Origin of the sequence: Ensifer sp. Root423 (assembly GCF_001426275.1) — a bacterium.
GTDB lineage: Bacteria > Pseudomonadota > Alphaproteobacteria > Rhizobiales > Rhizobiaceae > Ensifer > Ensifer adhaerens.
The window spans coordinates 378,355-404,696 of sequence record NZ_LMEG01000002.1 but is presented as its reverse complement, the minus strand read 5'-3'; the positions used below and the strand labels follow the sequence as shown (position 1 = coordinate 404,696).

25 protein-coding genes are annotated in these 26,342 nt (G+C 63.3%); 21 read left to right on the top strand and 4 right to left on the bottom strand.

Annotated elements, in window-relative coordinates; translation table 11 throughout:
- Window positions 1–24: 24 nt before the first annotated feature.
- Entirely contained in the window at window positions 25–1,476 is a 1,452-nt protein-coding gene (locus ASD01_RS05745) for an APC family permease (protein ID WP_060643630.1), read from the bottom strand.
- Window positions 1,477–1,773: 297 nt separating this feature from the next.
- Here ASD01_RS05745 and ASD01_RS05740 point away from each other — a divergent pair, with 297 nt between their 5' ends.
- The 6 genes from ASD01_RS05740 to ASD01_RS05715 are packed head-to-tail and all read left to right on the top strand — an operon-like array spanning window position 1,774 to window position 8,143.
- Window positions 1,774–2,556 carry an IclR family transcriptional regulator gene (locus tag ASD01_RS05740; protein WP_034787810.1) on the top strand — a complete coding sequence of 261 codons (783 nt, stop codon included), beginning with the start codon at window positions 1,774–1,776 and terminating at the stop codon, window positions 2,554–2,556.
- The gene (locus ASD01_RS05735; protein ID WP_060643629.1) at window positions 2,556–3,809 is read left to right on the top strand and encodes a Tm-1-like ATP-binding domain-containing protein; all 1,254 of its coding nucleotides are present in this window, start codon (window positions 2,556–2,558) and stop codon (window positions 3,807–3,809) included. Before ASD01_RS05740 ends, ASD01_RS05735 begins: the two co-directional genes overlap by 1 nt.
- Window positions 3,806–4,480, top strand: coding sequence for an HAD family hydrolase (locus ASD01_RS05730; protein ID WP_458574489.1), 675 nt, complete (start codon window positions 3,806–3,808; stop codon window positions 4,478–4,480). The genes ASD01_RS05735 and ASD01_RS05730 overlap by 4 nt, the downstream gene beginning before the upstream one ends.
- 2 nt (window positions 4,481–4,482) lie before the next feature.
- Window positions 4,483–5,838 carry an aspartate aminotransferase family protein gene (locus ASD01_RS05725; RefSeq protein WP_034787806.1) on the top strand — a complete coding sequence of 452 codons (1,356 nt, stop codon included), beginning with the start codon at window positions 4,483–4,485 and terminating at the stop codon, window positions 5,836–5,838.
- Between the two features lie 3 nt (window positions 5,839–5,841).
- A complete protein-coding gene (locus ASD01_RS05720; RefSeq protein WP_060643628.1) occupies window positions 5,842–7,125 on the top strand; it encodes an aspartate aminotransferase family protein in 1,284 nt (427 codons plus the stop codon).
- A 7-nt stretch (window positions 7,126–7,132) separates the two neighbouring features.
- Window positions 7,133–8,143 carry a phosphotransferase enzyme family protein gene (locus ASD01_RS05715; RefSeq protein ID WP_060643627.1) on the top strand — a complete coding sequence of 337 codons (1,011 nt, stop codon included), beginning with the start codon at window positions 7,133–7,135 and terminating at the stop codon, window positions 8,141–8,143.
- Window positions 8,144–8,163: 20 nt separating this feature from the next.
- Here the strand turns inward: ASD01_RS05715 and hpaR are convergent, their stop codons facing one another.
- Window positions 8,164–8,652, bottom strand: coding sequence for a homoprotocatechuate degradation operon regulator HpaR (hpaR, locus tag ASD01_RS05710; RefSeq protein ID WP_034787802.1), 489 nt, complete (start codon window positions 8,650–8,652; stop codon window positions 8,164–8,166).
- 108 nt (window positions 8,653–8,760) lie between these two features.
- On the opposite strand from hpaR, the gene ASD01_RS05705 reads away from it, so the two are divergent.
- From ASD01_RS05705 to ASD01_RS05640, 14 genes are all read left to right on the top strand, one after another.
- Window positions 8,761–9,153: a 5-carboxymethyl-2-hydroxymuconate Delta-isomerase gene (locus ASD01_RS05705; RefSeq protein ID WP_034787798.1), complete on the top strand. Its 393-nt coding sequence runs from the start codon at window positions 8,761–8,763 to the stop codon at window positions 9,151–9,153.
- Between the two features lie 64 nt (window positions 9,154–9,217).
- A complete protein-coding gene (hpaE, locus tag ASD01_RS05700; protein ID WP_060529319.1) occupies window positions 9,218–10,735 on the top strand; it encodes a 5-carboxymethyl-2-hydroxymuconate semialdehyde dehydrogenase in 1,518 nt (505 codons plus the stop codon).
- A 33-nt stretch (window positions 10,736–10,768) separates the two neighbouring features.
- The gene (gene hpaD / locus ASD01_RS05695) at window positions 10,769–11,749 is read left to right on the top strand and encodes a 3,4-dihydroxyphenylacetate 2,3-dioxygenase (RefSeq protein WP_060643626.1); all 981 of its coding nucleotides are present in this window, start codon (window positions 10,769–10,771) and stop codon (window positions 11,747–11,749) included.
- A 50-nt stretch (window positions 11,750–11,799) separates the two neighbouring features.
- Window positions 11,800–13,236: a pyridoxal phosphate-dependent decarboxylase family protein gene (locus ASD01_RS05690; RefSeq protein ID WP_060643625.1), complete on the top strand. Its 1,437-nt coding sequence runs from the start codon at window positions 11,800–11,802 to the stop codon at window positions 13,234–13,236.
- On the top strand, window positions 13,233–14,102 hold the full coding sequence (locus ASD01_RS05685; protein ID WP_060643624.1) for a fumarylacetoacetate hydrolase family protein: 870 nt from the start codon (window positions 13,233–13,235) through the stop codon (window positions 14,100–14,102). The genes ASD01_RS05690 and ASD01_RS05685 overlap by 4 nt, the downstream gene beginning before the upstream one ends.
- Before the next feature lie 3 nt (window positions 14,103–14,105).
- A complete protein-coding gene (gene hpaH / locus ASD01_RS05680; protein ID WP_060643623.1) occupies window positions 14,106–14,909 on the top strand; it encodes a 2-oxo-hept-4-ene-1,7-dioate hydratase in 804 nt (267 codons plus the stop codon).
- Between the two features lie 8 nt (window positions 14,910–14,917).
- Entirely contained in the window at window positions 14,918–15,724 is an 807-nt protein-coding gene (hpaI, locus tag ASD01_RS05675) for a 4-hydroxy-2-oxoheptanedioate aldolase (protein ID WP_060517795.1), read from the top strand.
- Between the two features lie 134 nt (window positions 15,725–15,858).
- Window positions 15,859–17,091 carry a peptidase T gene (gene pepT, locus ASD01_RS05670; protein WP_060517793.1) on the top strand — a complete coding sequence of 411 codons (1,233 nt, stop codon included), beginning with the start codon at window positions 15,859–15,861 and terminating at the stop codon, window positions 17,089–17,091.
- 96 nt (window positions 17,092–17,187) lie between these two features.
- Window positions 17,188–18,120, top strand: coding sequence for a helix-turn-helix domain-containing protein (locus ASD01_RS05665; RefSeq protein ID WP_082584564.1), 933 nt, complete (start codon window positions 17,188–17,190; stop codon window positions 18,118–18,120).
- 227 nt (window positions 18,121–18,347) lie between these two features.
- On the top strand, window positions 18,348–19,625 hold the full coding sequence (locus ASD01_RS05660) for an ABC transporter substrate-binding protein (RefSeq protein ID WP_082566294.1): 1,278 nt from the start codon (window positions 18,348–18,350) through the stop codon (window positions 19,623–19,625).
- A gap of 90 nt (window positions 19,626–19,715) precedes the next feature.
- Entirely contained in the window at window positions 19,716–20,576 is an 861-nt protein-coding gene (locus ASD01_RS05655; protein WP_060529313.1) for a carbohydrate ABC transporter permease, read from the top strand.
- On the top strand, window positions 20,576–21,397 hold the full coding sequence (locus tag ASD01_RS05650) for a carbohydrate ABC transporter permease (protein ID WP_060517787.1): 822 nt from the start codon (window positions 20,576–20,578) through the stop codon (window positions 21,395–21,397). The genes ASD01_RS05655 and ASD01_RS05650 overlap by 1 nt, the downstream gene beginning before the upstream one ends.
- Window positions 21,398–21,429: 32 nt before the next feature.
- On the top strand, window positions 21,430–22,476 hold the full coding sequence (locus ASD01_RS05645; RefSeq protein ID WP_060529311.1) for an NAD(P)-dependent alcohol dehydrogenase: 1,047 nt from the start codon (window positions 21,430–21,432) through the stop codon (window positions 22,474–22,476).
- A 3-nt stretch (window positions 22,477–22,479) separates the two neighbouring features.
- Window positions 22,480–23,562: an ABC transporter ATP-binding protein gene (locus tag ASD01_RS05640; protein ID WP_060643622.1), complete on the top strand. Its 1,083-nt coding sequence runs from the start codon at window positions 22,480–22,482 to the stop codon at window positions 23,560–23,562.
- Window positions 23,563–23,602: 40 nt separating this feature from the next.
- Here ASD01_RS05640 and ASD01_RS05635 read toward each other — a convergent pair whose 3' ends face one another.
- Complete coding sequence (locus ASD01_RS05635; RefSeq protein ID WP_244495190.1) at window positions 23,603–24,910, bottom strand: hypothetical protein; 1,308 nt, start codon at window positions 24,908–24,910, stop codon at window positions 23,603–23,605.
- A 276-nt stretch (window positions 24,911–25,186) separates the two neighbouring features.
- Here ASD01_RS05635 and ASD01_RS05630 point away from each other — a divergent pair, with 276 nt between their 5' ends.
- Complete coding sequence (locus ASD01_RS05630) at window positions 25,187–25,645, top strand: hypothetical protein (RefSeq protein WP_034787769.1); 459 nt, start codon at window positions 25,187–25,189, stop codon at window positions 25,643–25,645.
- A gap of 53 nt (window positions 25,646–25,698) precedes the next feature.
- Here the strand turns inward: ASD01_RS05630 and ASD01_RS05625 are convergent, their stop codons facing one another.
- Window positions 25,699–26,340, bottom strand: a complete 642-nt coding sequence (locus ASD01_RS05625; protein ID WP_034787767.1) for a response regulator — start codon at window positions 26,338–26,340, stop codon at window positions 25,699–25,701.
- Window positions 26,341–26,342 lie beyond the last annotated feature (2 nt).

Here is a 26,342-nt window from a genome sequence, read left to right as displayed (position 1 = left end):
CCCCAAAGCGATATTCCCGAGAGATCAGATCTCCTGGCCGGCACCCAGGCGGGCGAACTCAATCGGATTGCCCGATTTCAGCGAGGCCGCCAGGAACAGCCCGATGACCCCAAAGATCACGACGAGCCCCGGCAAGAACACCGCGAGCATGCCGGTAGCGCCGGCGAGATCGCCGAAATTGGCCGCGATCGCGATGATGACGGCAACGAGGATCAGACCGGTGACGACGGGAATGACCTTGGTGACCAGCGGGTTCGTTTCAAGCCGAGGATTGCGGTTGAAGAAGGCGACGATCGCAAAGGCGGTAAAGGCCATCAGCGTCATCACCGCAAGCGTGCCGACGTTGGTCAGCCAGGAGAACAGCGCCAGCACCGGGTCCTGGCCCGTTGCCGCAAAGAGCGCGACGATTAGCACGGCAATAACCGTCTGGATCAGCGAGCCGACATGCGGGCTGTGGTAGACAGGATGTGTGACGCCGATCGAGGCGGGCAGCAGGCGCTCGCGGCCGGCGACGTAGAGATAGCGGGCGACACCGTTGTGGAACGCCAGCACGCCGGCAAAGAGGCTCGTGACGAAGAGCACGTTCATCAACGGCGGCAGCCAGCCGCCGGCATAGCGTTCGGCGAGGCCGAAGAGAAAAGTGGTCGGATCGGCAAGGCCCTGCAGTTCGGGCACCAGCTTGTCCGCGCCGGCGGCGTTCACCATCAGCCACGAGGTGAACATGTAGAAGATGCCGATGATCAGCACCGAGATATAGGTCGCACGCGGCACGGTCTTCTCCGGATCGCGGGCTTCCTCGCTGTAGATCGTCGTCGCTTCGAAACCGATGAAGGCGGCGAAGCAGAAGAGAATGCCGATCGACGGCGAACCGGAGAGGATCGCCGAGGGCGTGAACGAAACCGTCGTCAATCCGCCGTCGCCGCCCTTGGCGAGGATCGCGACGTCGATGACGAGCACGACCAGATATTCAAGGATGACGAGGACAGTCAGCACCTTGGCGGAGAGATCGACGCGGCGATAACCGAGAATGCCGACCGCAGCGATGCCGATAAAGGTCCAGACCCACCAGGGCAGATCGATCCCCAAGCCGGCGAAAAGCCCCGCCGTTGCCGCGCCGAAGAGGCCGAAGACGCCGATCTGCATCGCGTTATAGGCAAGGATCGCGATCATCGCTGCGGCACCCCCCATCAGCCCGCCGAGGCCCTGTGCCGTATAGGCATAGAAGGCGCCGGCATTGCGGATATGCCTCGCCATGGCGACATAGCCGACCGAGAACAGAAGCAGGATCGCGGTGACGATCAGAAAGGTGCCGGGAATGCCCGCACCGTTTCCGAGCATCATCGACAATGGAACGCCGCCGGCAACCGCGGTTAGCGGTGCAGCGGCGGAAACGACGAGAAAGGTGACGGCGCCGACGCCGAGGGCGTTCTTGCGCAATTGGTTTGCCCCGGTCACGGGCGCAGGCGAATTGGTCATGGTCTTGGCTCCCCTTGCTGGCGCGAACGCCTTTTCGCCTCCGGTCCTTCTCTCCGGCGGCTGCTCCCTGAAGCGGACTTGAGGCGCGGGGCTTGCTTTTTGTCTTTGCCGCGCAAGTCTTTCGGTTCATTATTTGAACCTTAGCTTCAAATATAGACTTGCAAATTGCATCTGGCCCTGTCAAGTTATTTCGCATGTTAAGTATCTCGACCCAGAACGACCGGGAGAGCGGGTCTACCGCTCCTTAGGAGGGAACAGGCGAGAGGACTGACGGGGCGCTCGACAACGGAGGAATGGATGAGCACCATCGGTAAGGCCTTGACTTTGCTCGACGCGATCTCGCGCCTTGAGAAAGAGGCGGGGTTGAGCGACATCGCCCGCCACTGCGGGCTCGACAAGGCGACGGCCAGGCGCTTTCTCGTCGAACTGGAAAAACACGGCTTCGTCGAGCAGGACGTGGAAACGCGCCGTTATCGGCTGGGCGGTGCACCGGTGCGGCTCGCCCGTATCCGCGAGGCGCGCTTTCCCTATCTGAGCGTGGCGACACCTTTTGCGCGGGAACTCGCAAGCCTTGCGGGCGAGACCGTCCACCTCTCCGAATATGCCGCCGGCCGCCTGTCGACCATTCATGTGGAGGACTCGCAACGGGCGCATCGTGTCATCGTCGACGTCGGCAGCATCCTGCCCTTCCACGCGACTGCATCCGGGCTCGGCTTTCTCTCCTTCTGCCCGCAGAAGGAGATCGACGCGGCCCTGTCGGCACCGCTCCAGGCCTTCACCGACCACACGCTGACGGATCCGGCCGCACTCCGCCAGACGCTCGGCGAGACGCTCCGGCGCGGCTACTCGATCTGCCATCACGGGCTTGAGACCGGCGTCGTCAGCGTCGCCGCCCCGATCCGTGCGCCCGGCACAACGCCGGTCGGCGCCATCGCTATCGCCGCACCTGCAACGCGTGCCGACAAGGAGACGGTGGAACAGATGGGGCGCGCCGCTATGGCTGCGGCAAGACGCATTTCCGAAAGACTTTTCGGGTTGGAGCAGGTTGCTGCCGATCCGCTGGCAAGGAGGGCCGGCTGATGAATGCAATGAACCGTCTCCCCAATATCCTGGTCGTGGGTACGGGAGACACCAAATGCGACGAACTCCAGTTCATGGCGTCCGTCATCCGCGAAGCCGGCGGACTGCCTGTGATGATGGATGTCAGCATTCTCGGCGACCCGCCCTATCAGCCTGAATACTCGCGCCACGACATTGCCGAAGCGGCCGGCGTCTCGATCGCGGCCATCGCATCCAGCGGCGACGAACACAGCGCCATGGCGCTGATGGCAACAGGTGCCGCCGCCCTTACCCGTTCGCTCTACGAGGCCGGCCAGGCCGATGGCGTCATCATTCTCGGCGGCTCGATGGGCACCGACCTGGCGCTGGACGTCGCCGCGGCGCTACCACTCGGCGTGCCGAAATTCATCGTCTCGACGATTGCCTATTCGCACCTCTTGCCGCCCGAGCGCATCGCGCCTGATCTGATGATGATCCTCTGGGCTGGCGGGCTCTATGGTCTCAACGGCATCTGCCGCTCGGTGCTCTCCCAGGCCTGCGGCGCGGTCGTCGGTGCTGCGCGGTTCGGTACAAAGCCGGATGGATCGCGGCCGCTGATCGGCATGACCTCGCTGGGATCGAGCTGCCTCAAATACATGAAATGCCTGAAACCCGAACTCGAGCGCCGCGGCTACGACGTCGCCGTCTTCCATTCGACCGGCATGGGCGGGCGCGCTTTCGAGGCGATCGCGGCCGAGAAGGGTTTCACGGCCGTCTTCGACTTCTGCATCCAGGAGGTCAGCAACCACCATCACGGAACGGTCGTCACCTCAGGGCCGGACCGGCTTGAAAATGCCGGGCGAGCCGGCATCCCCCAGATCGTCGCGCCCGGCGCCGTCGACATGGTCGACCTGCCGGCTTGGCAGCCCGTTCCGCAAGCCTTCGCCGACCGCCCCTATCACGCCCACAACCGGCTGCTCGGCTCGGTCACCACGTCAGCCCATGGGCGGCGCGAGATCGCTCGCGTCATCGGCGGCAAACTGGCCGGCACCGGCGCCGAAGTCGCCTTCATCCTGCCGCTCAAGGGGATTCAGGAGTGGGATCAGCCCGACGAGCCGCTCTTCGAACCGGAGGCGCTCGACGCCTTCATCGACGAGATGCGCCGGTCGATCCCGTCAGGCGTCGCGCTGCTTGAGGTCGACAGCCACATCAACGCCCCGGAATTCTCGAAAGCAGCACTTGCGATCTTCGATGACTGGGTGTCGCGCGGCATCGTGCCCGAGGGTCGGCCATGACGAAGAACATGACCGACAAGGCATTGATCCTCGACTTCGGCGGCGTCGTCACCCGAACGCTATTCGAGACCCACGATGTCACCGAGCGCGCACTTGGCCTTGCGCCGGGCACGCTCACGTGGCGCGGCCCCTTCGATCCGGCGACCGACCCGCTCTGGGCCGCCATACAGCGGCGCGAGATCACCGAACGGGACTACTGGACGACACGCACGCGCGAGGTCGGACAGTTGCTCGACGAAGACTGGAGCGACATGAAGACCTTCGTGCAGCGGGCGCGCGGGGCCGAACCGGAGCTGGTGCTCAGGCCCGAGGCACGCGACGCGATCCTTGCCGCTCACAGGGCCGGTGTCCGGCTCGCCATCCTCTCCAACGAACTCGACCTCTTCTACGGCGTCGCGTTCCGCGAGCGTTTCCCGCTGATCGAGCTCTTCGAGATTATCGTCGATGCCACCTACACCAACATCCTGAAGCCCGATCCGCGCGCTTACGAACTGGTGCTGAGCCAGCTCAGTTTGCCGCGCGAAGCCTGCGTCTTCGTGGATGACCAGTTGAAGAACATCGAGGGTGCGCGGGCCGTCGGCCTGCCTCACGTCCATTTCGACGTCACCCGCCCCGCAGAAAGCTATGCCAGAGCGCTTCAGATGCTCGGCCTCGAACTGACAGGAGCATGAGCATGCGCGAAACCAACTTCCTCATCGAGAACAACGCCCGCCACCTCTGGCATCCGATGGCGCATCCGGCCGAGATGCAGGCGACGCCGCCGCGCATCATCAATGCCGGCGAGGGCGTCGAGATCGTCGACATTCACGGCAAGAAGGTGCTCGACGCGGTCGGCGGTCTCTGGAACGTCAATCTCGGCTATTCCTGTGAACCGGTGAAGGAGGCGATCCGCCGCCAGCTCGACGACCTGCCCTATTATTCGACCTTTCGCGGCACCACCAATTCGCCGCTGATCGAGCTGTCCTACGAGCTCGCTGAATGGTTCCGCGAGGACGGGCTGACGCGCTCGTTCTTCACCTCGGGGGGCTCGGATTCGGTCGAGACCTGCCTGCGTCTCGCCCGCCAATATCACAAGCTCAACGGCCAGCCGGAGCGCACCAAGTTCGTCGCCTTGAAGAAGGGCTATCACGGCACCCATTTCGGCGGCGCCTCGGTCAACGGCAATGCCAATTTCCGTCGCAACTACGAGCCGCTGCTGCCCGGCGTCTATCATCTGCCGGCGCCCTATACCTATCGCAACCCGTTCGACACGACCGACGGCGCTGTCATCGCCAAGTCGATCGCGCGACTCTTCGAGGACGAGATCGCCTTTCAGGGCGCCGACACCATCGCGGCGCTGATCATGGAGCCGGTGCTTGGCGCCGGCGGCGTGATCGTGCCGCACGAGACCTTCATGCCGCTGATGCGCGAGATCTGCGACCGCCACGGCATTCTGCTGATTGCCGACGAGGTGATCACCGCCTTCGGCCGCACCGGCGCCTGGACCGGCTCACGTCTCTGGGGCGTGAAGCCAGACTTCATGTCGACCGCGAAGGCGATCACCAATGGCTACTATCCCTTCGGCGCAGTGATGATCGCCGACAAGGTGGCCGAGGCTTTCGAAAGCAACAAGACGGCTGCCGGATCGATCGGCCATGGTTACACCTACTCCGGCCATCCGGTCGGTGCTGCGGCAGCACTCGCAACGCTGAAGGAGACGCGCAAGCAGAACGTGGCGGCGAATGCCGGTGCCCGCGGCGAGGAACTCATCGCCGGTCTCGAAGCGCTGAAGGAGCGGCACGAACTGATCGGCGACGTGCGTGGCAAGGGTCTGATGTGCGCGCTCGAACTGGTCTCGGACCGCGAGAAGAAGACCGCTGCGGCGAAGGATGTGGTGCAGAAGGTCCAGGACGTGACCTATGACGCCGGCGTCATGGTGCGAACCTCGGGCGCCAATGTCATCCTCTCGCCGCCACTCGTCATCACCGCCGGCGATGTCGCCCGTATTCTGACGGCGCTGGACGCCGGCCTCACCGCCGCACGGGGATAAACCATGACAGGTAACGCGGATCTGATCGCGCGCCGCGAGCGGCTGCTCGGGCGCAACATGTCGCTGTTCTACGAGGAGCCGGTGCATCTGGTGCGCGGCGAAGGCGTCTGGCTCTTCGACGCCGATGGCCGCCGCTATCTCGACTGCTACAACAACGTGCCGCATGTCGGCCATTGCCATCCGCGGGTGACCGAGGCGATCGCCCGGCAGGCCTCAACCCTCAACACCCACACCCGCTATCTGCACGAAGGCATTCTCGACTATGTCGAGCGGCTGACCGCGACCTTCGACAAGAGCCTCGACGCGGCGATCCTCACCTGCACCGGCAGCGAGGCGAATGACGTGGCGCTGCGCATGGCTCAAGCCGTGACCGGCAAAACCGGGGTGATTGCCACCGACCACACCTATCACGGCAACACCGCGGCCGTGTCGCAGCTTTCGACCCGAATGCCGCCGGTCGGCGGCTTCGGCGGCCACGTGCGCCACGTGCCAGCACCCGACAGCTACCGACCGCTCGGCGGCGAGCCGGGTGACGCATTCGCTGCGGCCTTCACCGCCAAGGTCGAAGAAGCGATCGCCTCGCTTGAGCAGAGCCCGCACGGCTTCTCGGCGCTGATCATCGACCCCTTCTTCGCCAACGAAGGCTTTCCGGAATTGCCATCCGGCTTTCTCGACGGCGCCGTCGCCGCCGTCCGAAAGGCGGGCGGCCTTGTGATTGCCGATGAGGTCCAACCGGGCTTCGGTCGCACCGGCGGGCACATGTGGGGGCACCAGAAAGCCGGCATCCTTGCGGATATCGTCACGCTTGGAAAGCCCATGGGCAACGGTCACCCGATCGGCGGCGTGGTCGCGGGAAGCGAAACACTCAATGCCTTCCGCAAGGCGTTTCGTTACTTCAACACCTTCGGCGGCAACCCCGTATCCTGCGCTGCCGCCATGGCGGTGCTCGATGTGATCGAAAGTGAGAAGCTCATCGAGAACGCCGCCACCGTGGGCGCCTATGCCAAGGCGGGTCTCGCGCGGCTTGCGGACAAACATGACGTGATCGGCGACATCAGGGGCAGTGGCCTGTTCTTCGGTACGGAACTCGTCACCGATCGCAGCGAGAAAACACCGGCGAGCGATCTCGCGACAAAGGTGATCAACGGCATGCGCGAGCGAGGCGTGCTGATGGGCAAGCTTGGTATCCACCAATGCACGACGAAAATGCGGCCGCCGATGCCGTTTACCCGCGAGAATGCCGACGTCATGCTGTCGACGTTCGACGACGTGCTTTCGGGCCTGTGAGCGGCTGATGGTCGCCGCCCTACCTCCGCATTTTCGCGCCGCGCTCGACGCGCGCGCCCGTCAGGCGCTCGCCCATTGGGGCGTCGCCGACCAACGGCCGGAACTGTTGAAGTATCGGGAAAACGCGGTGTTTCGCGTATGCCTCGCCGATGGTCGGTCGGCGGCGCTGCGGCTGCACCGCGCCGGCTATCACGACGAAGCGGCCCTTCGCTCGGAACTGCAATGGATGGCAGCACTCGTCGATAGCGGTCTCGCGCTGCCGCGGCCGATCGCAACGGCGGACGGATGCCTGCTTGTTGCCCTGCCGGAGGATGAAGCGTTTGCCGCGCAGCACGCCGATATCATCGGCTGGATGGACGGACAGACGCTCGGCGAAAGCGGAAAGCCGCTGTCCCACACACCCGAAAAGCTCGGCGCGATCTTCTCGGCACTCGGCGCCACCATGGCCGAGATGCACAATCTCGCCGACCGCTGGACGTCGCCGGAGGGATTCTGGCGCCCCGCCTGGGATGCGGAAGGACTGCTCGGCGAGCGGCCGCTCTGGGGACGGTTCTGGGACTGCGACGGCTTGTCTTCGGCGCAGACAAGAGCACTTTCGGCGTTGCGCCATGATCTCCGGCGGCGCCTGGCAACGATGCCGACTCCGGCGCAGGATTTTGGGCTGATCCATGCCGATCTCGTTCGGGAGAACGTGCTCGTTGCCGCAAAAGGCGTGACCTTCATCGATTTCGACGATGCCGGCTACGGCTTTCGCCTGTTCGACATCGCGACCGCACTTCTGAAAAACCGGCGCGAGCCGGCATATGAGACGATCGAGGCTGCGCTGATCTCAGGCTATCGAAGCCGCCGCGCCCTGCCGGACGAAGCGTTTTCCTGCCTGCCGCTGTTCCTCGTGCTTCGCAGCCTCACCTATATCGGCTGGTTTGCCTCGCGGCCGGAGTTGCCCGCGGCGCGCGACCGCGTCCTGCGTTATGCCGACGAGACGCTGGCGCTTGCCGAAGAAATAGGCTTCCGATGATCGGGGCGCTGTCGAAACACTCAATCGTTGAGGCTGGCAAGTTCGTCCAGCATATCGAGCAGGACCTCGACGCGCTCGTGGCCGTAGCGAGCTTCGAGCTCCTCGTAGATCGCGCGGCTTTCCGGGCTGACGTCGGCGATCACCCGCATGCCCTCGGGCGCGATCTCGAGCAGAACGCGCCGGCCGTCGTCGGCGTCCTTATGCTTGGTGATCAGGCCGCGCTCCTCGAGCGAGCGGATGATGCGCGTCAGGCTTGGCGCCAGGATGAAGGCCTTGTCGGCCATCTCGGACGCATCGACCCGGCCGGCTTCGGCGAGAATGCGGATCACCCGCCATTGTTGCTCGGTAATATCGTGACGCGCCAGCATCGGTCGAAAATGCGCCATGACGGCTTCGCGTGCGCGCAGAAGCGCGATCGGCAGCGAACGGCGCGTGTTGTGCGGCAAAAGGGCGTCGTGGCCCAGGTCGGTGGGAGGCTTTTCGCGGCTCATAGGCGTTCTATCGGACATTTTCTTTCGTTCTGCAATCGGCAGTCGCAGCTGCGGGAAACGGGCTGCTTGACACTGTCGGCAATTTCGTTAACGTGTTAAATATATGAGAGCGCATCGGGAGGAAAGATGCCGCATCTGACAATCGAATATTCCGGTAACCTCGACACTCGCGTCGACTTTGCCAAGCTGTGCCGCACGGTGCACGCGACCATCCTCGGCACCGGCCTCTTCGAGCTTGGCGCCATCAGGGTGCGCACGATCCAGAGCCGCGACTATGCGATCGCCGACCTCCTGCCGGAAAACGGCTTCATCGACCTGTCCTTCCGCATCGGCCGCGGCCGCACGGAAGCGGAGAAGAAGGCGACCGGCGACGCGATTTTCAAGGCCGTCAGCGAAGAACTCTCGACGCTCTTCTCGACGCCGCATTTCGCCCTCAGCCTGGAGATCCGCGAGATCGATCCGGAGCTGAGCTGGAAGAAGAACGCCATTCACCCCAGGCTGCGCGCCTCCAACGGCTGAGCGCGGCCCTCCCACAAAAACACAGCAGTGCGCGGCGAAGTCTGCGCCAGCATCGGAGACCATCATGTCCAAGCTCGCCGAAAACCTCGCCAAGGCGGAACGCTATCTTGCCCGCTTCAGACGCGAAGGCGTGCTCAACTACATCAACGGTGAAGCCCTTCCCTCGCTTGATGGCGAGACTTTCGAGACCATCTCGCCCATCGACCTGAAACCGCTGGCGAAGATCGCGCGCGGCAAGGCTGCAGACATCGACCGCGCCGCCAAGGCCGCGAAAGCAGCCTTCGCCGAATGGGCGTCCATGCCCGGCGATACGCGCAAGAAGCTCCTGCATAAAATTGCCGATGCGATCGTCGCGCGCTCCGAGGAGATCGCCTTCGTCGAGTGCGTGGATACCGGACAATCGCTGAAGTTCATGGCCAAGGCGGCGCTGCGCGGTGCGGAAAACTTCCGCTTCTTTGCCGACCGGGCGCCGGAGGCACGCGACGGCAAGATGCTGCGCGGCGGCAACCAGATCAACATGACGACGCGCGTGCCGATCGGCCCAGTCGGCATCATCACGCCCTGGAACACGCCCTTCATGCTGTCGACCTGGAAGATCGCCCCGGCGCTCGCCGCCGGCTGCACGGTCGTCCACAAGCCGGCGGAGTTCTCGCCGCTGACCGCACGGCTGCTGGTGGAGATCGCCGAGGAGGCCGGGCTGCCGAAAGGTGTCTGGAACCTGGTCAACGGTTTCGGCGAAGACGCCGGCCGGGCGCTGACCGAGCACCCCGATATCAAGGCGATCGGCTTCGTCGGTGAAAGCCGCACCGGCTCGATGATCATGAAGCAGGGTGCCGAGACACTGAAGCGCGTCCATTTCGAACTCGGCGGCAAGAACCCGGTGATCGTCTTTGCCGATGCCGATCTCGAACGCGCGGCCGACGCCGCCGTCTTCATGATCTATTCGCTGAACGGCGAACGCTGCACCTCGTCCTCGCGCCTTTTGGTCGAAGACAGCATCTATGACCGGTTCACCGCGCTCGTCGCCGAGAAGGCCAAGCGCATCAAGGTCGGTCATCCGCTTGACCCCGAGACCGTCGTCGGCCCGCTCATTCACCCCGTGCATGAGAAGAAGGTGCTCGACTATATCCGAATCGGCCGCGAGGAGGGTGCAACCATTGCTGCCGGCGGCGAGAAATTCGACGGTCCGGGCGGTGGCTGCTATGTGACCCCGACGCTCTTTACCGGCGCCAATAACGGCATGCGCATTGCCCAGGAAGAAATCTTCGGGCCGGTGCTGACGGCGATCCCGTTCAAGGACGAGGCGGAGGCGCTGGCGCTTGCCAACGACACGCAATACGGCCTGACCGGCTATCTCTGGACCTCCGACGTCACCCGCGCGTTCCGCTTCACCGATCATCTGGAGGCCGGGATGATCTGGGTGAACTCGGAGAATGTGCGCCACCTGCCGACGCCGTTCGGCGGCGTCAAGAGCTCGGGCATTGGCCGCGACGGCGGCGACTGGTCGTTCGATTTTTACATGGAAACCAAGAACATCGCCTTTGCCAGCTCGGCGCACGCGATCGCCAAGCTCGGCGGCTGAGCGCGCTGGCAAAAAAATCTGGAGGAGACATCAATGCCCTTGCCGAAACCGAACCTCTACCCGCCCTTCAACATCGTGCGGCTGAGCCATGTGGAGCTCGCCGTCACCGATCTCGCCAAATCACGCGCCTTCTATGTCGACGTGCTGGGCCTGCAGGTCACCGACGAGACGGCGGACACGATCTATCTGAGGGCCATGGAGGAACGCGGCCACCACTGCATCATTCTGAAGAAGGCGTCGAGCGCAGAGGCTCGCGACCTCGGCTTCAAGGTCTTTGGCGAAGAGGATCTCGAAAAGGCCGCGCATTTCTTCAAAGCGAAAGAATTGCCTGTCGAGTGGATCGAACGCCCCTACCAGTCACGCACCTTTCGCACCCGGGATCCGCAGGGCATCCCGCTCGAATTCTATTCGAAGATGGACCGTCTGCCGCCAATCCACCAGAAATACGCGCTCTACCGCGGCGTAAAACCGCTGCGCATCGACCACTTCAACTGCTTCTCGCCCAATGTCGACGAAGCGGTCGCCTTCTACAACGAGATCGGCTTCCGGGTAACGGAATACACGGCCGACGAGGAGACGGGACGTCTCTGGGCCGCCTGGACCCATCGCAAGGGCGGCGTGCACGACATCGCCTTTACCAACGGCCGCGGCCCGCGCCTGCACCACACCGCCTTCTGGGTGCCGACGCCGCTCAACATCATCGACCTGCTCGACCTGATGTCGACCTCCGGTTGGCTCGCCAATATCGAACGCGGCCCCGGCCGCCACGGCATTTCCAACGCCTTCTTCCTCTATGTCCGCGACCCTGATGGACACCGCATCGAGATCTACTGCTCCGACTACCAGACCGTCGATCCGGATCTGGAACCGATCAAGTGGGACCTGAAGGACCCGCAGCGCCAGACGCTCTGGGGCGCGCCGGCACCGAAATCCTGGTTCGAGGAAGGCAGCGCCTTTGCCGGTGCCGAGGCGAGGGACTCGATCCTGAAAGCCCAACCGATCGTCGCGCCGTGACGTTTGGCGATTGGATCAGGTAAGGGCCTCGCATCGAACGGGAGTAGAAAATGGACGAGAAGAGTTTCACCGAATGGTCGCTGAAGGCGGCGAAATGGGGTGCGGACTATCGCGCCTCGCTGCGTGACCGCCCCGTGCGGGCGCAGACGGCACCGGGGGCGATTGCCGCCCAGATCCCAGCGCAGCCGCCGCGGACCGGCGAGGACATGCAGGCGATCTTCGAGGATTTCGAAAAGATTATCCTGCCTGGCATGACACATTGGCAGCATCCGCGTTTCTTCGCCTATTTCCCCGCCAACGCCGCCCCCGTCTCCGTCGTCGCCGAATACCTCGTCACCGCCATGGCGGCGCAGTGCATGCTCTGGCAGACCTCGCCGGCGGCGACCGAGCTCGAGACCAAGGTCCTCGACTGGCTGCGCCAGGCCATCGGTCTGCCCGAGGGCTTCTCCGGTGTGATCCAGGATTCGGCGTCCTCGGCGACACTCTCAGCCGTGCTTGTCATGCGCGAGAAGGCGCTCGGGTGGAACGGCAACAAGAAGGGCCTCGCCAGCCAGCAGCAGCTTCGCATCTATTCCTCCGATCAGGTTCACACCTCGATCGACCGGGCGATCTGGGTCTCGGGGATCGGCGAGGAGAACCTCGTGCGTATCCCGGCGAACGGGCCGCGGCGGGCGATGGACTGCCAGGCGCTCGAAGCGGCGATCCTCCGCGACAAGGCAGCAGGCCTCGTGCCGGCGGGCGTGATCGCCTGCACCGGAGGGACAAGCACGGGTGCCTGCGACGACATCGCCGAGGTTGTGCGGGTCGCCCATGCGCACGGCCTCTACGTCCATGTAGATGCCGCCTGGGCCGGTGCCGCGATGATCTGCGAGGAGTTTCGCGAACTCTGGGCCGGCGTCGAAAACGCTGACTCCGTCGTCTTCAATCCGCACAAGTGGCTGGGTGCGCAGTTCGACTGCTCGGCGCATTTCATCCGCAGTCCCGATGATCTGGTGAAGACGTTGGCGATCCAGCCGGAATATCTGAAGACGCACGGGCGCGACGGTATCATCAATTATTCCGAATGGACGATCCCGCTCGGCCGGCGTTTCCGGGCTCTGAAACTTTGGTTCCTGCTGCGCTTCCATGGTCTCGAAGGCCTGCAGACGATGATCCGCAACCACGTGCGCTGGTCCCGGCAACTGGCGGAGCGGCTGGCCGAGCGCCGGGAATTCGAGATCGTGACCGCACCGATGCTGTCGCTGTTTTCGTTCCGCCATCTGAGCCAGGGGGATTCGGACACTCACAACATCGCGCTCGTCAACGCGATCAATGACGACGGCCGCATCTACCTGACCCAGACGCGCGTCGATGGTCGCGTGGCGATCCGTTTCCAGGCGGGCCAGTTCGACATGACGCAAGAGGATGCCGAGACGGCGTTCGAGGTCATTGTCGAGGTCGCCGCCGCGCTCGACGGACAACACGAAAAAACGAAGGCTTCCCGATGACACCTCCCCGTTTCGTCACCTTTTCGGCCGGAAACAGGCGGGGCTACGGCCTCGTTTCCGGCAATGGATTGATCGACCTTAGCACACGATATGGATCGACCTTTCCAACGCTGCGCGAGGTGATCGAAGCCGGTGCCCTTACCCGGCTTGCCGACGAAGCGGCCGGACTGCCGGCGGACATTTCGCTCGACGATATCCGCTACGAGATCCCCATACCGGCACCGGAAAAGATCATTTGCGTCGGCGTCAATTTTCCGGACCGCAATGAGGAATACAAGGACGGGCAGGCGGCACCCTCCAACCCGTCGCTGTTCATCCGTTTCCCGCGCTCGTTTACCGGCCACAGTCAACCGCTGATCCGCCCGCCGGAAAGTCCGCAGCTCGATTATGAAGGCGAGATCGTCATCGTCATCGGCAAGGGCGGTCGTCGTATCCCCGAGGCGACGGCGCTCGACCACGTCGCCGCGCTTTCGCTCTCAAACGAAGGCACGATCCGCGACTGGGTGCGCCATGCCAAGTTCAACGTCACCCAGGGCAAGAACTTCGACCGCACCGGCTCGATCGGTCCTTGGCTGGTGCCATTCACCGACGAGGCCCAGCTTGCCGACATCAAGCTGGAAACCCGCGTGAACGGCGAGGTTCGCCAGCAGGACCGCACCAGCCGGATGATCTTCTCCTTCCGCAAGATCATCAATTACGTCTCTACCTTCACGACGCTGGTGCCCGGCGACGTCATCGTCACCGGCACGCCGACCGGCGCCGGTGCCCGTTTCGACCCGCCAATCTGGCTGAAGCCTGGCGACATCGTCGAGGTCGAGGCCCAAGGCATCGGCACGCTCATCAACCCAGTTGCCGACGAAGCCTGAGCCATGCTTGATAAATCCCAGACCGAAGCCGCGGCCGCCGCGCTCGACACCGCCGAACGCGAGCGCGTCCAGACCGGTCTCCTGTCGCTGCAACACCCTGAAATGACCATGGACGACGCCTATGCGGTGCAGGCCGCCTGGGTGAAGAAGAAGATCGCCGCTGGACTCCGGGTGATCGGCTGGAAGATCGGCTTGACCTCGAAGGCGATGCAATATGCGCTCAACATCGACATCCCCGATTCCGGCGTGCTCTTCGATGACATGCTGTTTGAGGACGGCGCGCGCATTCCGGGCAATCGTTTCATTCAGCCGCGCATCGAGGCCGAGATCGCCTTCGTGATGAAGGCGCCGCTTTCCGGCCCCAATGTCACCGTCTTCGACGTGTTGAACGCCACCGATTACGTGACGCCGGCGCTCGAAATCCTCGATACGCGGATCCTGCGCGTCGATCCGGAAACGAAGAAGGCGCGCACGATCGTCGATACCATCTCCGACAACGCCGCCAATGCCGGCATCGTGCTTGGCGGAAGACAGATGCGGCCCGATGCGATCGACATGCGCTGGATGGGCGCGATCGTCTCGCGCAATGCCGAGGTCGAAGAGACAGGACTGGGCGCCGGCGTGCTCAACCACCCGGCCCGCGGCATCGCCTGGCTCGCCAATCGCCTGGCGCTCTACGGCGACCGTATCGAGGCCGGCCAGATCGTGCTTGCCGGCTCCTTCATCCGCCCGGTCGAGGCGCGCCATGGCGACACCATCGTCGCCGACTTCGGCCCGTCCGGCACCGTCAGCTGCTTCTTCGAATAGGACCGACCATGCCCGCTCCGCGCAATACGTTCAAACAGGCCCTCACTGACAAGCGCCCGCAGATCGGCCTCTGGCTGGCGCTCGCCAATCCCTATACGGCCGAGATCTGCGGCGGCGCCGGGTTCGACTGGCTGCTGCTTGACGCCGAGCATGCGCCGAACGACGTGCCGCTTCTGGCAGCACAGCTCCAGGCACTCGCCGCATCGCCAAGCCACGCCATCGTCCGGCCGCCGATCGGCGAGACCTGGATGATCAAGCAGATCCTCGACATCGGCGCGCAGACGCTGCTGGTGCCGATGGTTGAAAGCGACGAACAGGCCCGCGCCCTGGTGCGCGCCGTGCGTTATCCGCCCCATGGCGTGCGTGGAGTCGGTGCCGCCCTTGCCCGGGCATCGGCCTTCAACCGTATTCCCGACTATCTGCAGACCGCCAATGACGAGGTCTGCCTGCTCGTGCAGATCGAAAGCCGCGCCGGCCTTGCCGCCCTCGACGAGATCACGACCACCGACGGCGTCGACGGTGTCTTCATCGGCCCGGCCGATCTTGCCGCAGACATGGGCTTTCTCGGCAAGCCCGGTGCGCCGGAGGTACAGCAAGCAGTCGAGGCGGCGCTCCTTCGCATCCAGTCGCACGGCAAGGCGGCCGGTATCCTGACCTCCGATCAGGCCCTTGCCCGCCGCTACCTAGAACTCGGCGCGACCTTTGTGGCGGTCGGCAACGATGTCGGCCTGCTGGTCGGCGCCACGTCGAAGCTGGCAGCGGAGTTCAAGGGTACCAGAGGCGAGACCGAGACGACGGCTGGAAAAATCTACTGATCGGCATCGTCTGCGCCGCGACCGGAGGAGCCAGTCGGGCCACCACCAACCGCATGCGTTGGGCGGTCACGACTTTCCCTCGTCTCTGTCTGGGGGTATAGCGGTCTGACGCCCACCAGCATTGGATTCCCGCCATGACCGATACCGTTCTCGACCGCTTCCTTCGTTATGTCGTCATCGACACCCAGTCCGACGCCAAGTCGAAGACGCAGCCGTCGACGGAAAAGCAGAAGAACCTCGGTCGCGTGCTCGTCGAGGAACTGCTGACGATTGGCCTTGCCGACGCCCATCTCGATGAAAACGGCTACGTCTATGCCACCATTCCTTCGAACGTGGACAAGCCGGTGCCGGTCATCTGCTGGTGCTCGCACATGGACACGGCGCCGGATTTCACCGGCACGAACGTCAAGCCGCAGATCGTCAGCAACTACCAGGGCGGCGATATCCGGCTCACGGGAGATCCGCAGCAGGTGATCCGCGTCGCCGACCACCCGGTTCTCAACGACCAGATCGGCAATGACATCGTCACGACCGACGGCACGACTCTGCTCGGCGCCGACGACAAGGCCGGGCTTGCCGAGATCGTCGCGGCCGCTCAAGTTCTCGTCGACAATCCCGAAATCAAGCACGGCACGATCAAGCTGCTCTTCACCACCGACGAAGAGATCGGCCGCGGCGTCGACAAGGTCGACTTGAAGAAGCTTGGGGCCCAATTCTGCTATACGGTCGATGGCGAAACCGCCGGCCATATCGAGGACGAGACCTTTTCCGCCGATGGCGTCGAGATCGTCATTCATGGCGTCGCCATCCACCCGGGCTTTGCCAAGGACAAGATGGAGAACGCCATCAAGATCGCCGGCAACATCATTAGCCGGCTGCCGCGGGAGGTTTCGCCCGAGGGCACCGAGGGCCGCGACGGCTTCGTGCATCCGACCGGCGTGACCGGCTCGATGGACAGGGCGCAGCTCGGCCTCATCGTGCGCGACTTCGACGAGGCGGGCCTTGCCTCGAAGGAAGCCATGCTCGAAGGCATCGTCAAGGACGTGATGAAGGCCTATCCGGGCTCCACCTACAGTTTCGAGGTCAAGCAGCAGTACCGCAACATGAAGGCCATCCTCGACCGCCATCCGGAGATCGTCGAAAACGCCATCGAGGCGATCCGCCGGGCCGGCATGCAGCCGGTGCGCGGCAGCATCCGCGGCGGCACCGACGGTTCGCGGCTCTCCTTCATGGGCCTGCCTTCGGCCAACCTCTTCGCCGGCGGCCACGCCTTCCATTCGCCGCTCGAATGGGTCAGCCGCCAGGACATGGAGCGCAGCGTAAAGACGCTGGTCGAGCTCGCCAAGATCTGGGCCGAACGCGCCTGACATAGTCCGGAAAACGGGGCGGCTTGGGTGCAATAGCCAGCCGCTCCTTCTCCAAAGGAGACGACCGATCGACACGACGCGAAGGAGGGTCAGGCGATGAGTACGGCGCGGGGCCCAAAACGCGCGCCGGCAAAGCCCGCTTCGCTGGCAACCAACCCGCCGACCTTCGAGCACATCGTCACCGGCGTCAACGAGACGTTCCTATGGCGTCTCGACAACTATCCCTGGGAACGGAACGTCTGGAACTTCCATCCGGAGATCGAAATCCATCTCATCCGCAAGGCCTCGGGCCTTGCCTTCGTCGGTGATCATATCGGCCAGTTCGGTCCGGGTTATCTCACCGTCATCGGCAGCAACCTGCCGCATGACTGGGTAACGGTTACCGAACCCGATGAGATTATCGAAGGCCGTGACATCGTCATGCAGTTCCACCCGGATCGCATGCGCGAGATCACCGACGCCCTACCGGAATTTGCCGAGCTTGAGGCCTTCTTCGCCCGCGCCGAGCGCGGCCTGGTGTTTCATGGCGAAGCCCGCGCCAAGGGCGCCGATCTGATCGAACGTATGGGCAGCCTGAAAGGGCTCTCGCGCTTCTCGCTGTTCATCCAGCTGCTCGATCTGCTGGTCAACACCGAAGAATACGAGTTGCTCTCCTCGCCGGAATTCGCGCCAGAACTCGACCAACAATCGCTTGACGTGCTGCGCGGCGCTCTGGCCTTCATCTACGAGAACATCGCCACCGACATTCATCTTGCCGATCTTGCCCGGCAGGCCGGCATGAGCGAAACGGCCTTTTCCCGTTTCTTCAAGAAGAATACCGGCAACACCTTTACCGACCACGTCAACAAGCTGCGCATCTGGCAGGCGTGCAAGCTGCTTGCCGAAACCGACGTCCCGATCACCGACATCTGCTTCGAGGTCGGCTACCTCAACATCTCCAATTTCAATCGCACCTTCCTGCGCCAGCACAAGATGACGCCTTCGGCCTACAGGCGGCTGACAGGCCAGCGTCGTACTTCCCGTTCTTAGGCGCGTTTCACCCACCCAGGCGATGAATCCTTGCGTTTGCTGCGCTGCAAACGGCTGGCATCTGGAAATTTTCTGCAAGAAAGTACAGAATTGCCGCATCGCGCACGCTAGTTCGGCAGAGCGTAAGGCCTATCATCGAACCCAGCGAAACGGTTCGCTATGAGGAAAACGCACTGGATCTGAGGAGTATCCGGCGCGCATCGCAGACCTGGGGAGGTCTTTTCACAATGAAAAAAGCCAAAACGCTCGTTTCGAGCATCGCCTTCGCATGCCTTCTTTCCACAGGCCTGACGACTGTTGCGGTCGCTGCCGAATGCTCCGGCACGATCAAGGTGCTCGCCCAGCCGCGCGACGGCCTGACGCTGCTCGAAGACTACAAGTCCGAATTCGAGAAGCTCTCGGGCGGCGCATCCTTTGAGATCGACTATCTCAACGAAAACGACCGCCGCGCCAAGACCAAGGCGGACGCCTCGACCATCGGCAAGTACAACGTCTATTACATCGACGAGGCAAATGTGGCGCTATTTGCGTCGGCCGGCTGGGTCGCGCCGCTGATGGACTATTATCCTGATGACTACGACTACGCCGATTTCGATCCGGGCCGCCAGAAGGTCGCGACCTATGACGGCAAGGTCTGGTTTGCGCCGGTCACTGGCGGCGGGGACCTCATGGTCTACCGCAAGGACTTGCTCGAGGCGGCCGGCATTACGCCGCCGAAGACGCTCGACGAATATGTTGCCGCAGTGAAGAAGCTCAATCAGCCCGACCAGGGTATCTACGGCACAGCCCTTCGCGGCCAGCGCGGCTCGGGCGCCAATGTCTGGCGCTGGATGCCCTTCTTCAAGGGCTTCGGCGGCAACTGGTTCGACGGCAAGACGCCGGTCTTTGACGGCGAACAGGCGGTCAAGGCGACCGAGACCTATCTCGAACTCTTCAAGTACTCGGCACCGGGCAGCCAGACCGGCGGCTGGGACGAGGCGGTTGGTGCTTTTACCTCCGGCCAGGTGGCGATGCTGATCGAATCCACCCCGCTCGTCGGCATGGCGATCGATCCGAAGTCCTCGAAGGTGGCCGGCAAGGTCGGCTACCTGCCGCCTCCGGCACCGTTGACGGGCGGCGGCTACGGCCATGGTCTGGCAATCGGCATGAAGGCCAACAAGGATGAGGCCTCCAAGGCCTGCGCCGGTCTGTTCGTAGCTTGGGCGACCTCGAAGGAAAACGAGGCCCGGCGGCTCGAAGCCGGACAGTTCAGCGAACTCAATCGCACCAGCATCATGACCAGCCCGAAATTCGCCGAGCTCTACGGCCCCGATCTCGGCCAGGCGCTTGCTGATACCGGCAAGGTCACCGCCGTCAACTTCTGGCAGAACCCGCAATGGCCTGATCTTGGCGACCGCTGGGGCATCATCCTCGAGGAGCTGATCACCGGAACGCGCACCGACATCAAGGAAGGCCTCGACGAACTCGACGGCTTCGCCAAAGACCTGGTTGCCCGCAGCCAGTAAGCCGGTTCCTCCCAAGGGCCATCGGCCGGCAAAGCCGCCGGTGGCCCGCACCATCGGGGGCGTTCAAAGCCCAGCCGTAGGACTGATCACATGAAGCAGAAAAACAGCCTGCCGGCGGTGTTCCTCACCCCGGCCATGGGCATCCTTGCCGTTCTCGCCCTCGTGCCGACGGCCTATGCGATCTACATATCGTTCCAAAACCGGGAACTCAGCCGTCCGGACGGCAGCTTCGTCGGTTTCGCCAACTATATCGACCTTTTCTCGGACCGCCGCTTCATCAATGCGATCGGCGTCTCCCTGACCTGGGAAGCCGTGACCGTCGGTATAACGCTCGCCATCGCCGTCGGCCTTGGCATCCTGCTGTTCGAATGCGTCTCGCCGCGCACGCGCAACCTGCTGGCGCTCCTGTTTCTGGTACCGGTGATCCTGCCACGCGTTTCGGCCGCCTTCGTCTGGAAGTTCGCCTTCCATCCGCTCTATGGCATCGCCACCTATCCCTACAAGGCAATCACCGGTCAGCCACTCGATCTCCTGTCCAATCCGGCGACTGCACTTGCGACAGTCGCATTGGTCGATGTCTGGCAATGGGGCCTGTTCTTCGCCGTCATCGTGCTGAAGCTCCTGGAAACGCTGCCGCCCCAGCCATTCGAAGCGGCACGGCTGGACCACGCCCGCACCTGGGAGATTTACGCCTTCATCGCGCTGCCGATGCTGAAGGCGCCGCTGATCTCGCTTGCCTTCGTCAAGATGATCGAGTCGCTGCGCGCCTTCGACCTGATCTACGTAATGACCCGCGGCGGCCCCGGCATCGCGACCGAAACGCTCGACATGTACGCCTTCTCGCAAGGCTTCATCGAGTCCGGCCGGATTTCCTACGCCTCCAGCATGGCGGTTCTGATGATGATCGCCACCTCGATCGCCTTCACCTTCATCTGGAAGAGGGTTCAGTGATGACCGCCCACGCCCTTGGCCGCTTCATTGGCCGGCTCATCCTTGCCGCCGCCGCCTTCTCTGCCGTGTTTCCAATGTTCTGGACCGCGCTCAATGCCTTCAAGAACCGGGTCGACATCGTGACACCGACCCCGCTCTTCTTCTTCGAGCCGACGCTCGACAACTTCGCCTATGTGCTCGGCCGCGAAAGCGTCTTTGCCGGCCTCGTCAATTCGCTGCTGATATCGGGCGCTGCGGTGCTGATCGGTGCCGCTCTCGGCCTGCCCGCCGCCTATGCGATCGCGCGCTATCCCAACCGCTGGTCCCGCGACATTCAGTTCTTCGTTCTGTCGCTGCGCTTCCTGCCGCCGGTCGCGATCGCCATTCCGCTGATGGTGATCTGGCTCGATTTCGGCCTCTATGACACCCGCCTGTCGATGATCGTCACCTATTCGCTGCTGACGCTCGCGACCATCATCTGGCTGAGCGTCCCGGCCTTTGCGCGGGTGCCGAAGGAAGTCGAGGAGGCTGCCCGCGTCGATGGCTACGGTCCTTATGCGATCTTCTTCCTTATCGCGCTGCCGATTGCCCTTCGGTCGCTGATCGGAGCTGTCGCCTTTGCCTTCGTGCTCGTCTGGAACGAATTCCTGATTGCGCTGATGCTGACGACGTCCGACGCCAAGACGTTGCCGATCGTCGCCTCGGAGCTGACGCAACTCGGTCGCGACGTGCCCTGGGGCATCCTCAACGCCTCCGTCGTGCTGCTCTCCATCCCGCCGCTGCTCTTCATCGGGGTTCTAAGTGGCATGCTCAACAGCGCCTTCAAGCGCAAGACCCAATGAATCCCAAGACTGGAAAAACAAGGAAATCCTTCATGCAAGCGTTGGTCCTCGAGCAAAAAGGCAAGCTCGCAATCCGGGAGATCGATCTCCCGCTGGAACTTGGTCCCGATGATGTCAAGATCGCCATCGACACGGTCGGCGTCTGCGGCAGCGACGTACACTACTACACCCACGGCGCCATCGGCCCCTATGTGGTGCGCGAACCGATGGTGCTCGGTCATGAGGCGGCCGGCACCGTCGTCGCGGTCGGAAGCAATGTCGAAACGCTCGACGTCGGCGACCGGGTCTGCATGGAGCCGGGTGTTCCAGAACTGACCTCCCGGGCTTCCAAGCTCGGCATCTACAATGTCGATCCCAAGGTGCGGTTCTGGGCAACGCCGCCGGTTCATGGCGTGCTCGCTCCCTTCGCAGTCCATCCCGCCGCCTTCACCTACAAGCTTCCCGACAACATCTCCTTTGCCGAAGGCGCGATGGTCGAACCGTTCGCAATCGGCATGCAGGCAGCCGCCCGCGCGCGGATTGCACCGGGCGATGTCGCCGCGGTGATCGGCTGCGGGCCGATCGGCATCATGGTGGCGCTCGCAGCCCTTGCCGGTGGCTGCAGCCGTGTCTTCATCTCCGATTTCAGCGCGGAGAAGCTGGCGATCGCCGCTCAGTATCCGGGCATCATCCCGGTCAACATCGCCGAGCGGCCTTTTGCCGATGTCATCGCCGCGGAAACCGGCGGCTGGGGCGCCGATCTCGTCTTCGAGGCGAGCGGCAGCGCCAAGGCCTTTTCCGGGATATTCGATCTGGTCCGCCCGGGCGGTGCCGTGGTTCTGGTGGGCCTGCCGGTCGAACCGGTACAATTCGACGTTCCGGGCGCAATCTCCAAGGAAGTCCGGATCGAAACGGTGTTTCGTTACGCCAACATCTTCGACCGCGCCCTGCAATTGATCGCGTCCGGCAAGGTCGATCTGAAGCCGCTGATCACTGAAACCTTCCGCTTCGAAGACAGCATCAGGGCATTCGAGCGGGCCGCATCCGCCCGACCGACTGATATCAAACTACAGATCCACATGGACAGTGGGAAGGATTGAGCCATGGCGAACATCGTCTGCTCCAATGTCGACAAGCAATACGGCGCCGTTGATGTCATCAAGGATTTCAACCTCGATGTCGCCGATCATGAATTCATTGTGTTTCTCGGTCCATCCGGCTGCGGCAAGTCCACGCTGCTGCGCATGATTGCCGGTCTCGAAGACATATCCGGCGGCATCGTCTCGATCGGCGGGCGGGCGGTCAACGACCTGCCGCCTCGCGACCGCGGCGTTGCCATGGTCTTCCAGAACTATGCGCTCTACCCACACATGACGATCTACGACAACATCGCTTTCGGACTGAAGCGCATGAAGGTGCCGAAGGCGGAGATCGATACGCGGATTCGCGCTGTTTCGGGAACGCTCGGCCTCGAGCCCTATCTCGCCCGCAAGCCGACCGAGCTGTCCGGCGGGCAGCAGCAGCGCGTCGCTATCGCCCGCGCGATGATCAAGACGCCGCGGGTCTTCCTCTTTGACGAGCCGCTCTCCAATCTCGACGCGAAGCTGCGCAATCACATGCGGGTCGAGATCGCCCGGCTGCACCAGAAGCTGAAGACCACGACGATCTATGTGACCCACGACCAGTTGGAGGCGATGACACTTGCCGACCGGATCGTCCTGATGAAGGGTGGCGCGATCGAGCAGGTCGGAACGCCCGCCGAGATATACGAACGCCCGCGCACGCTCTTCGTCGCCGGCTTTATCGGCACACCCAACATGAATTTCATCGACGTGACGGCCGAAAAGACCGAAGGCAGCTGGCTGTTGCGCAGTGCGGGCGGCAGCTTCGCGATCTCGGACGACAGGTTCACGCTTCGCCATGGCCAGACGCTGGTGCTGGGCATACGTCCCGCCGACCTGGCGCCGGCGGAAAGCGGGCTCAATCGTGTCGAGGGCATCGCCGACCTGGTCGAGTTTCATGGTAACGACGCGCTCGTGACCTTTCTGTTTGCCGGCAAGGAAATTGGCGCACTGGTCAAGGCCAGCGGCTGCCCCAGGCCGGGGGAAGCGGTATCCTTCACAATCGAGCCAAACGGCTTGCACCTGTTCGACCGGGAGAGCGGTCTCTCGGTGCTGAGTACGTGAGCGGCAAGCAACAGCCCTGCCCCGACAGGACTGTTTGCCTTCAGGCCGCGTTGGCGAATGAGGCGGCCGGGAGCGGCCCGGCCGTCATCATCGTAAAATCGAAGGGCGCGCGAACGTCGGCATCGAGCACGTATTGGCGGTGCACACGCAGGAAGTCGCGCTTGATCCGGCCATAGCGCTCCGGTGACAGCATATGCTTGAGCCGGATGTAAACGATGGGCGGCTGAGGCGCATCGCCGTGTCCGGCAAGCGCCACCACCTGGCATCTGTAGAAATTGATCGCGTCGGTCAGGCACTGGACGTCGAACCAGAAGATATCCTTCACCCGGGCGATGGCGCCGACGCGCGCGCGCAACACTTCGGCTGAGCGCAGCAGCGCACATTGCAGGATCGCGCCGCCGAGCGTGACGAAGACGATGCGTTTTCCGGCAAAGAGGCCTGGCTCCCGCTCCACCAGGGCGCCGATCACCTGGGTGGCGATGCTGGAGCCCATGCTGTGAGAGCTGATGACGTACTCGTCGGCCGGTTCGTTGAGCGCGGCCCGCACGGATGCCAGGCTGTCTTCAACCCATTGCTTTAAATATGGTTTTTCCAGACGTGCAACGGCAACCGCCAGCTCCCAGTCGGAAAAGAGATGCAGGGTATGCCACCGCTCCGACCAGGGGAGAAACAGCTTGAAAAAGACCAGGTAGGCGACGATCGCGCTCAGGACGAGAAGCGATGATTCAAGCGCAAGCCAGTAGGGGGCGGTGCCGATCAACACGCTCCCCGCGACGCCAATTGCCACCAGCAGGAACGGAAAGAGAAAGAACAGGCCGAACCGCCAGGCATGCCGGAAGTAGCCGAATGCGCCGCCTTCCCAGACGACGCGCAGGGCGCTCAGGTAGCCCGCGACCATTCGATGCAGCGTGCCCCGGCCATTCAGGCGTCGGACGATCTCGTCGTGATCGAAGATGTAGACGCGGCTGGCCGTCTGCCAGTAGGCGCCCTGGCTATCCACGTCGAAATAGCGGCCGGGTCCCTCGCTCTCCACCTGCCCGACCTGAACATCGAAATCCTGAAGTCTCGCCGTCTTGACCGCCGATCGCTTGTAGCGCGCCTGATGCTTGACGGCATCCAGCGGCTCGAAGCCCGGAAAATGCAGCACGATGCGTTTCTTGACGTGCCCGGTCGATTTGTCGTGTGACAAGTGTTGATCTTTCAAAAGGCGCAAAACGCCCGCCCCCGGGCCTCCGAAGAGGCGCAGGAGCGGGCGCTCGATGAGCGCCGGGTGGTCCCAGCCTGCCGGAGACGTCAACGATCTCGGTGTCGAGAATATGGCCAAATGAAACGATGCAACGGCGTGCATGACAATTTCAATCGCGCCATCGCCTGACTACCCGTCACGCCACGGTCGCTGCTCGGCAAGAGCGCAGGCCACAGCCGCCAAACGACGACGCATTGAACCCGACTTTGGTCCTAAGGGAATCCGACGATTGTCCGGCCGTCGCCGGGGAAAGGTCTGGGAAAGCGTAACCAGCGCAGACGCGCGTTGACTGGCCATGCCGGCCATGAGCAAAGTCGAACTTGCCGGTATCCGCCGGAGCGTGCCCACCCTGTGCCGCGACATCGCCAGAGGACTGAAATGCCCAATCGCCGGATTTTTCTTGCTGCATTCTTCTGGCCCGCGGTCCTGTTGGTGACGACCCTTCCCTACAAGCTCGATCTGACCCGTGCAGGCCTGTCGATGACCGAGACGGTCGCCCTCGCCAAGAACGGCAATAGTGGCGGCGGCAACGGCGGTGGAAATAGTGGTGGTAATGGCGGAGGGAACGGGAACGGCGGCGGCAATAACGGCAATGGCGGTGGCAACGGCAATGGAAACGGGAATTCCAACGAAAACCGTTCCGGCGGAAACTCCAAGGCCTCCCGTGCAAATGAAGACGCCACCGACGATGGCGAAACCGGTATCCGTCACAAGGGCGGCATAACCGAGCAAGTCAGGAAGGGGCGCTACATCATGAAGGATGCCCGCGGACGGACGATCATCAACCGGCGCGCGACATCAGCCGACAAGCAGCGCATGGAGACCCTGGCGCATTAGCACGCGCCGCCGATCAGCGTCGGCGGTGCGACGGTATCGGTCGGTCTCAGAGACTAAAGCTCGCGCGCGTCGCGCAGAACCATTGCCGCTTCGGTGCGGTTGGCGACCCCGAGCTTCGTCATGATCTGCGTCATGTGATGCTTCACGGTCTTTTCCTGCAGGTCCAGCTCGATGGCGACATGCTTGTTGCTCATGCCGGCGGCCACCAGGTGCAGAACCTCTTTCTCGCGGGGCGTCAGGGTTGCGACCAGACCGGATTTTCCAGGCTGAGCCGGGCCCTTCGTCGACAAAAGCTTGGCCGACAGGGTCGGCGCCACGTAACGCTCGCCCGAAGCGACAGTGCGAATGACCTCGGCGAGCGCCGAGGCGCCGACGCCCTTCAGCACATAGCCGGTGGCACCCCGGTCGAGCGCCGTGGTCACGTCATCTCCGTCTTCGGAAACCGTGAGCATGATGATCTTCTGCGACGGAGCGACCTCCAGGATCGCCGGTATCGCCTCCAGCCCGCCGCCCGGCATGGAGATATCCATGAGCATCACATCCGGTCCGAGGCTTTGCGCGATCCCGGTCGCGTCGTCCTTCGAACTGCCCTCGGCGACGATCTCAAACCCCTCGATCTCCGACAGGCTCCGGGTCACGCCTTCGCGAAACAGAGGGTGGTCGTCGACCACGGCAACGCGTATCCTTGACGTCATGA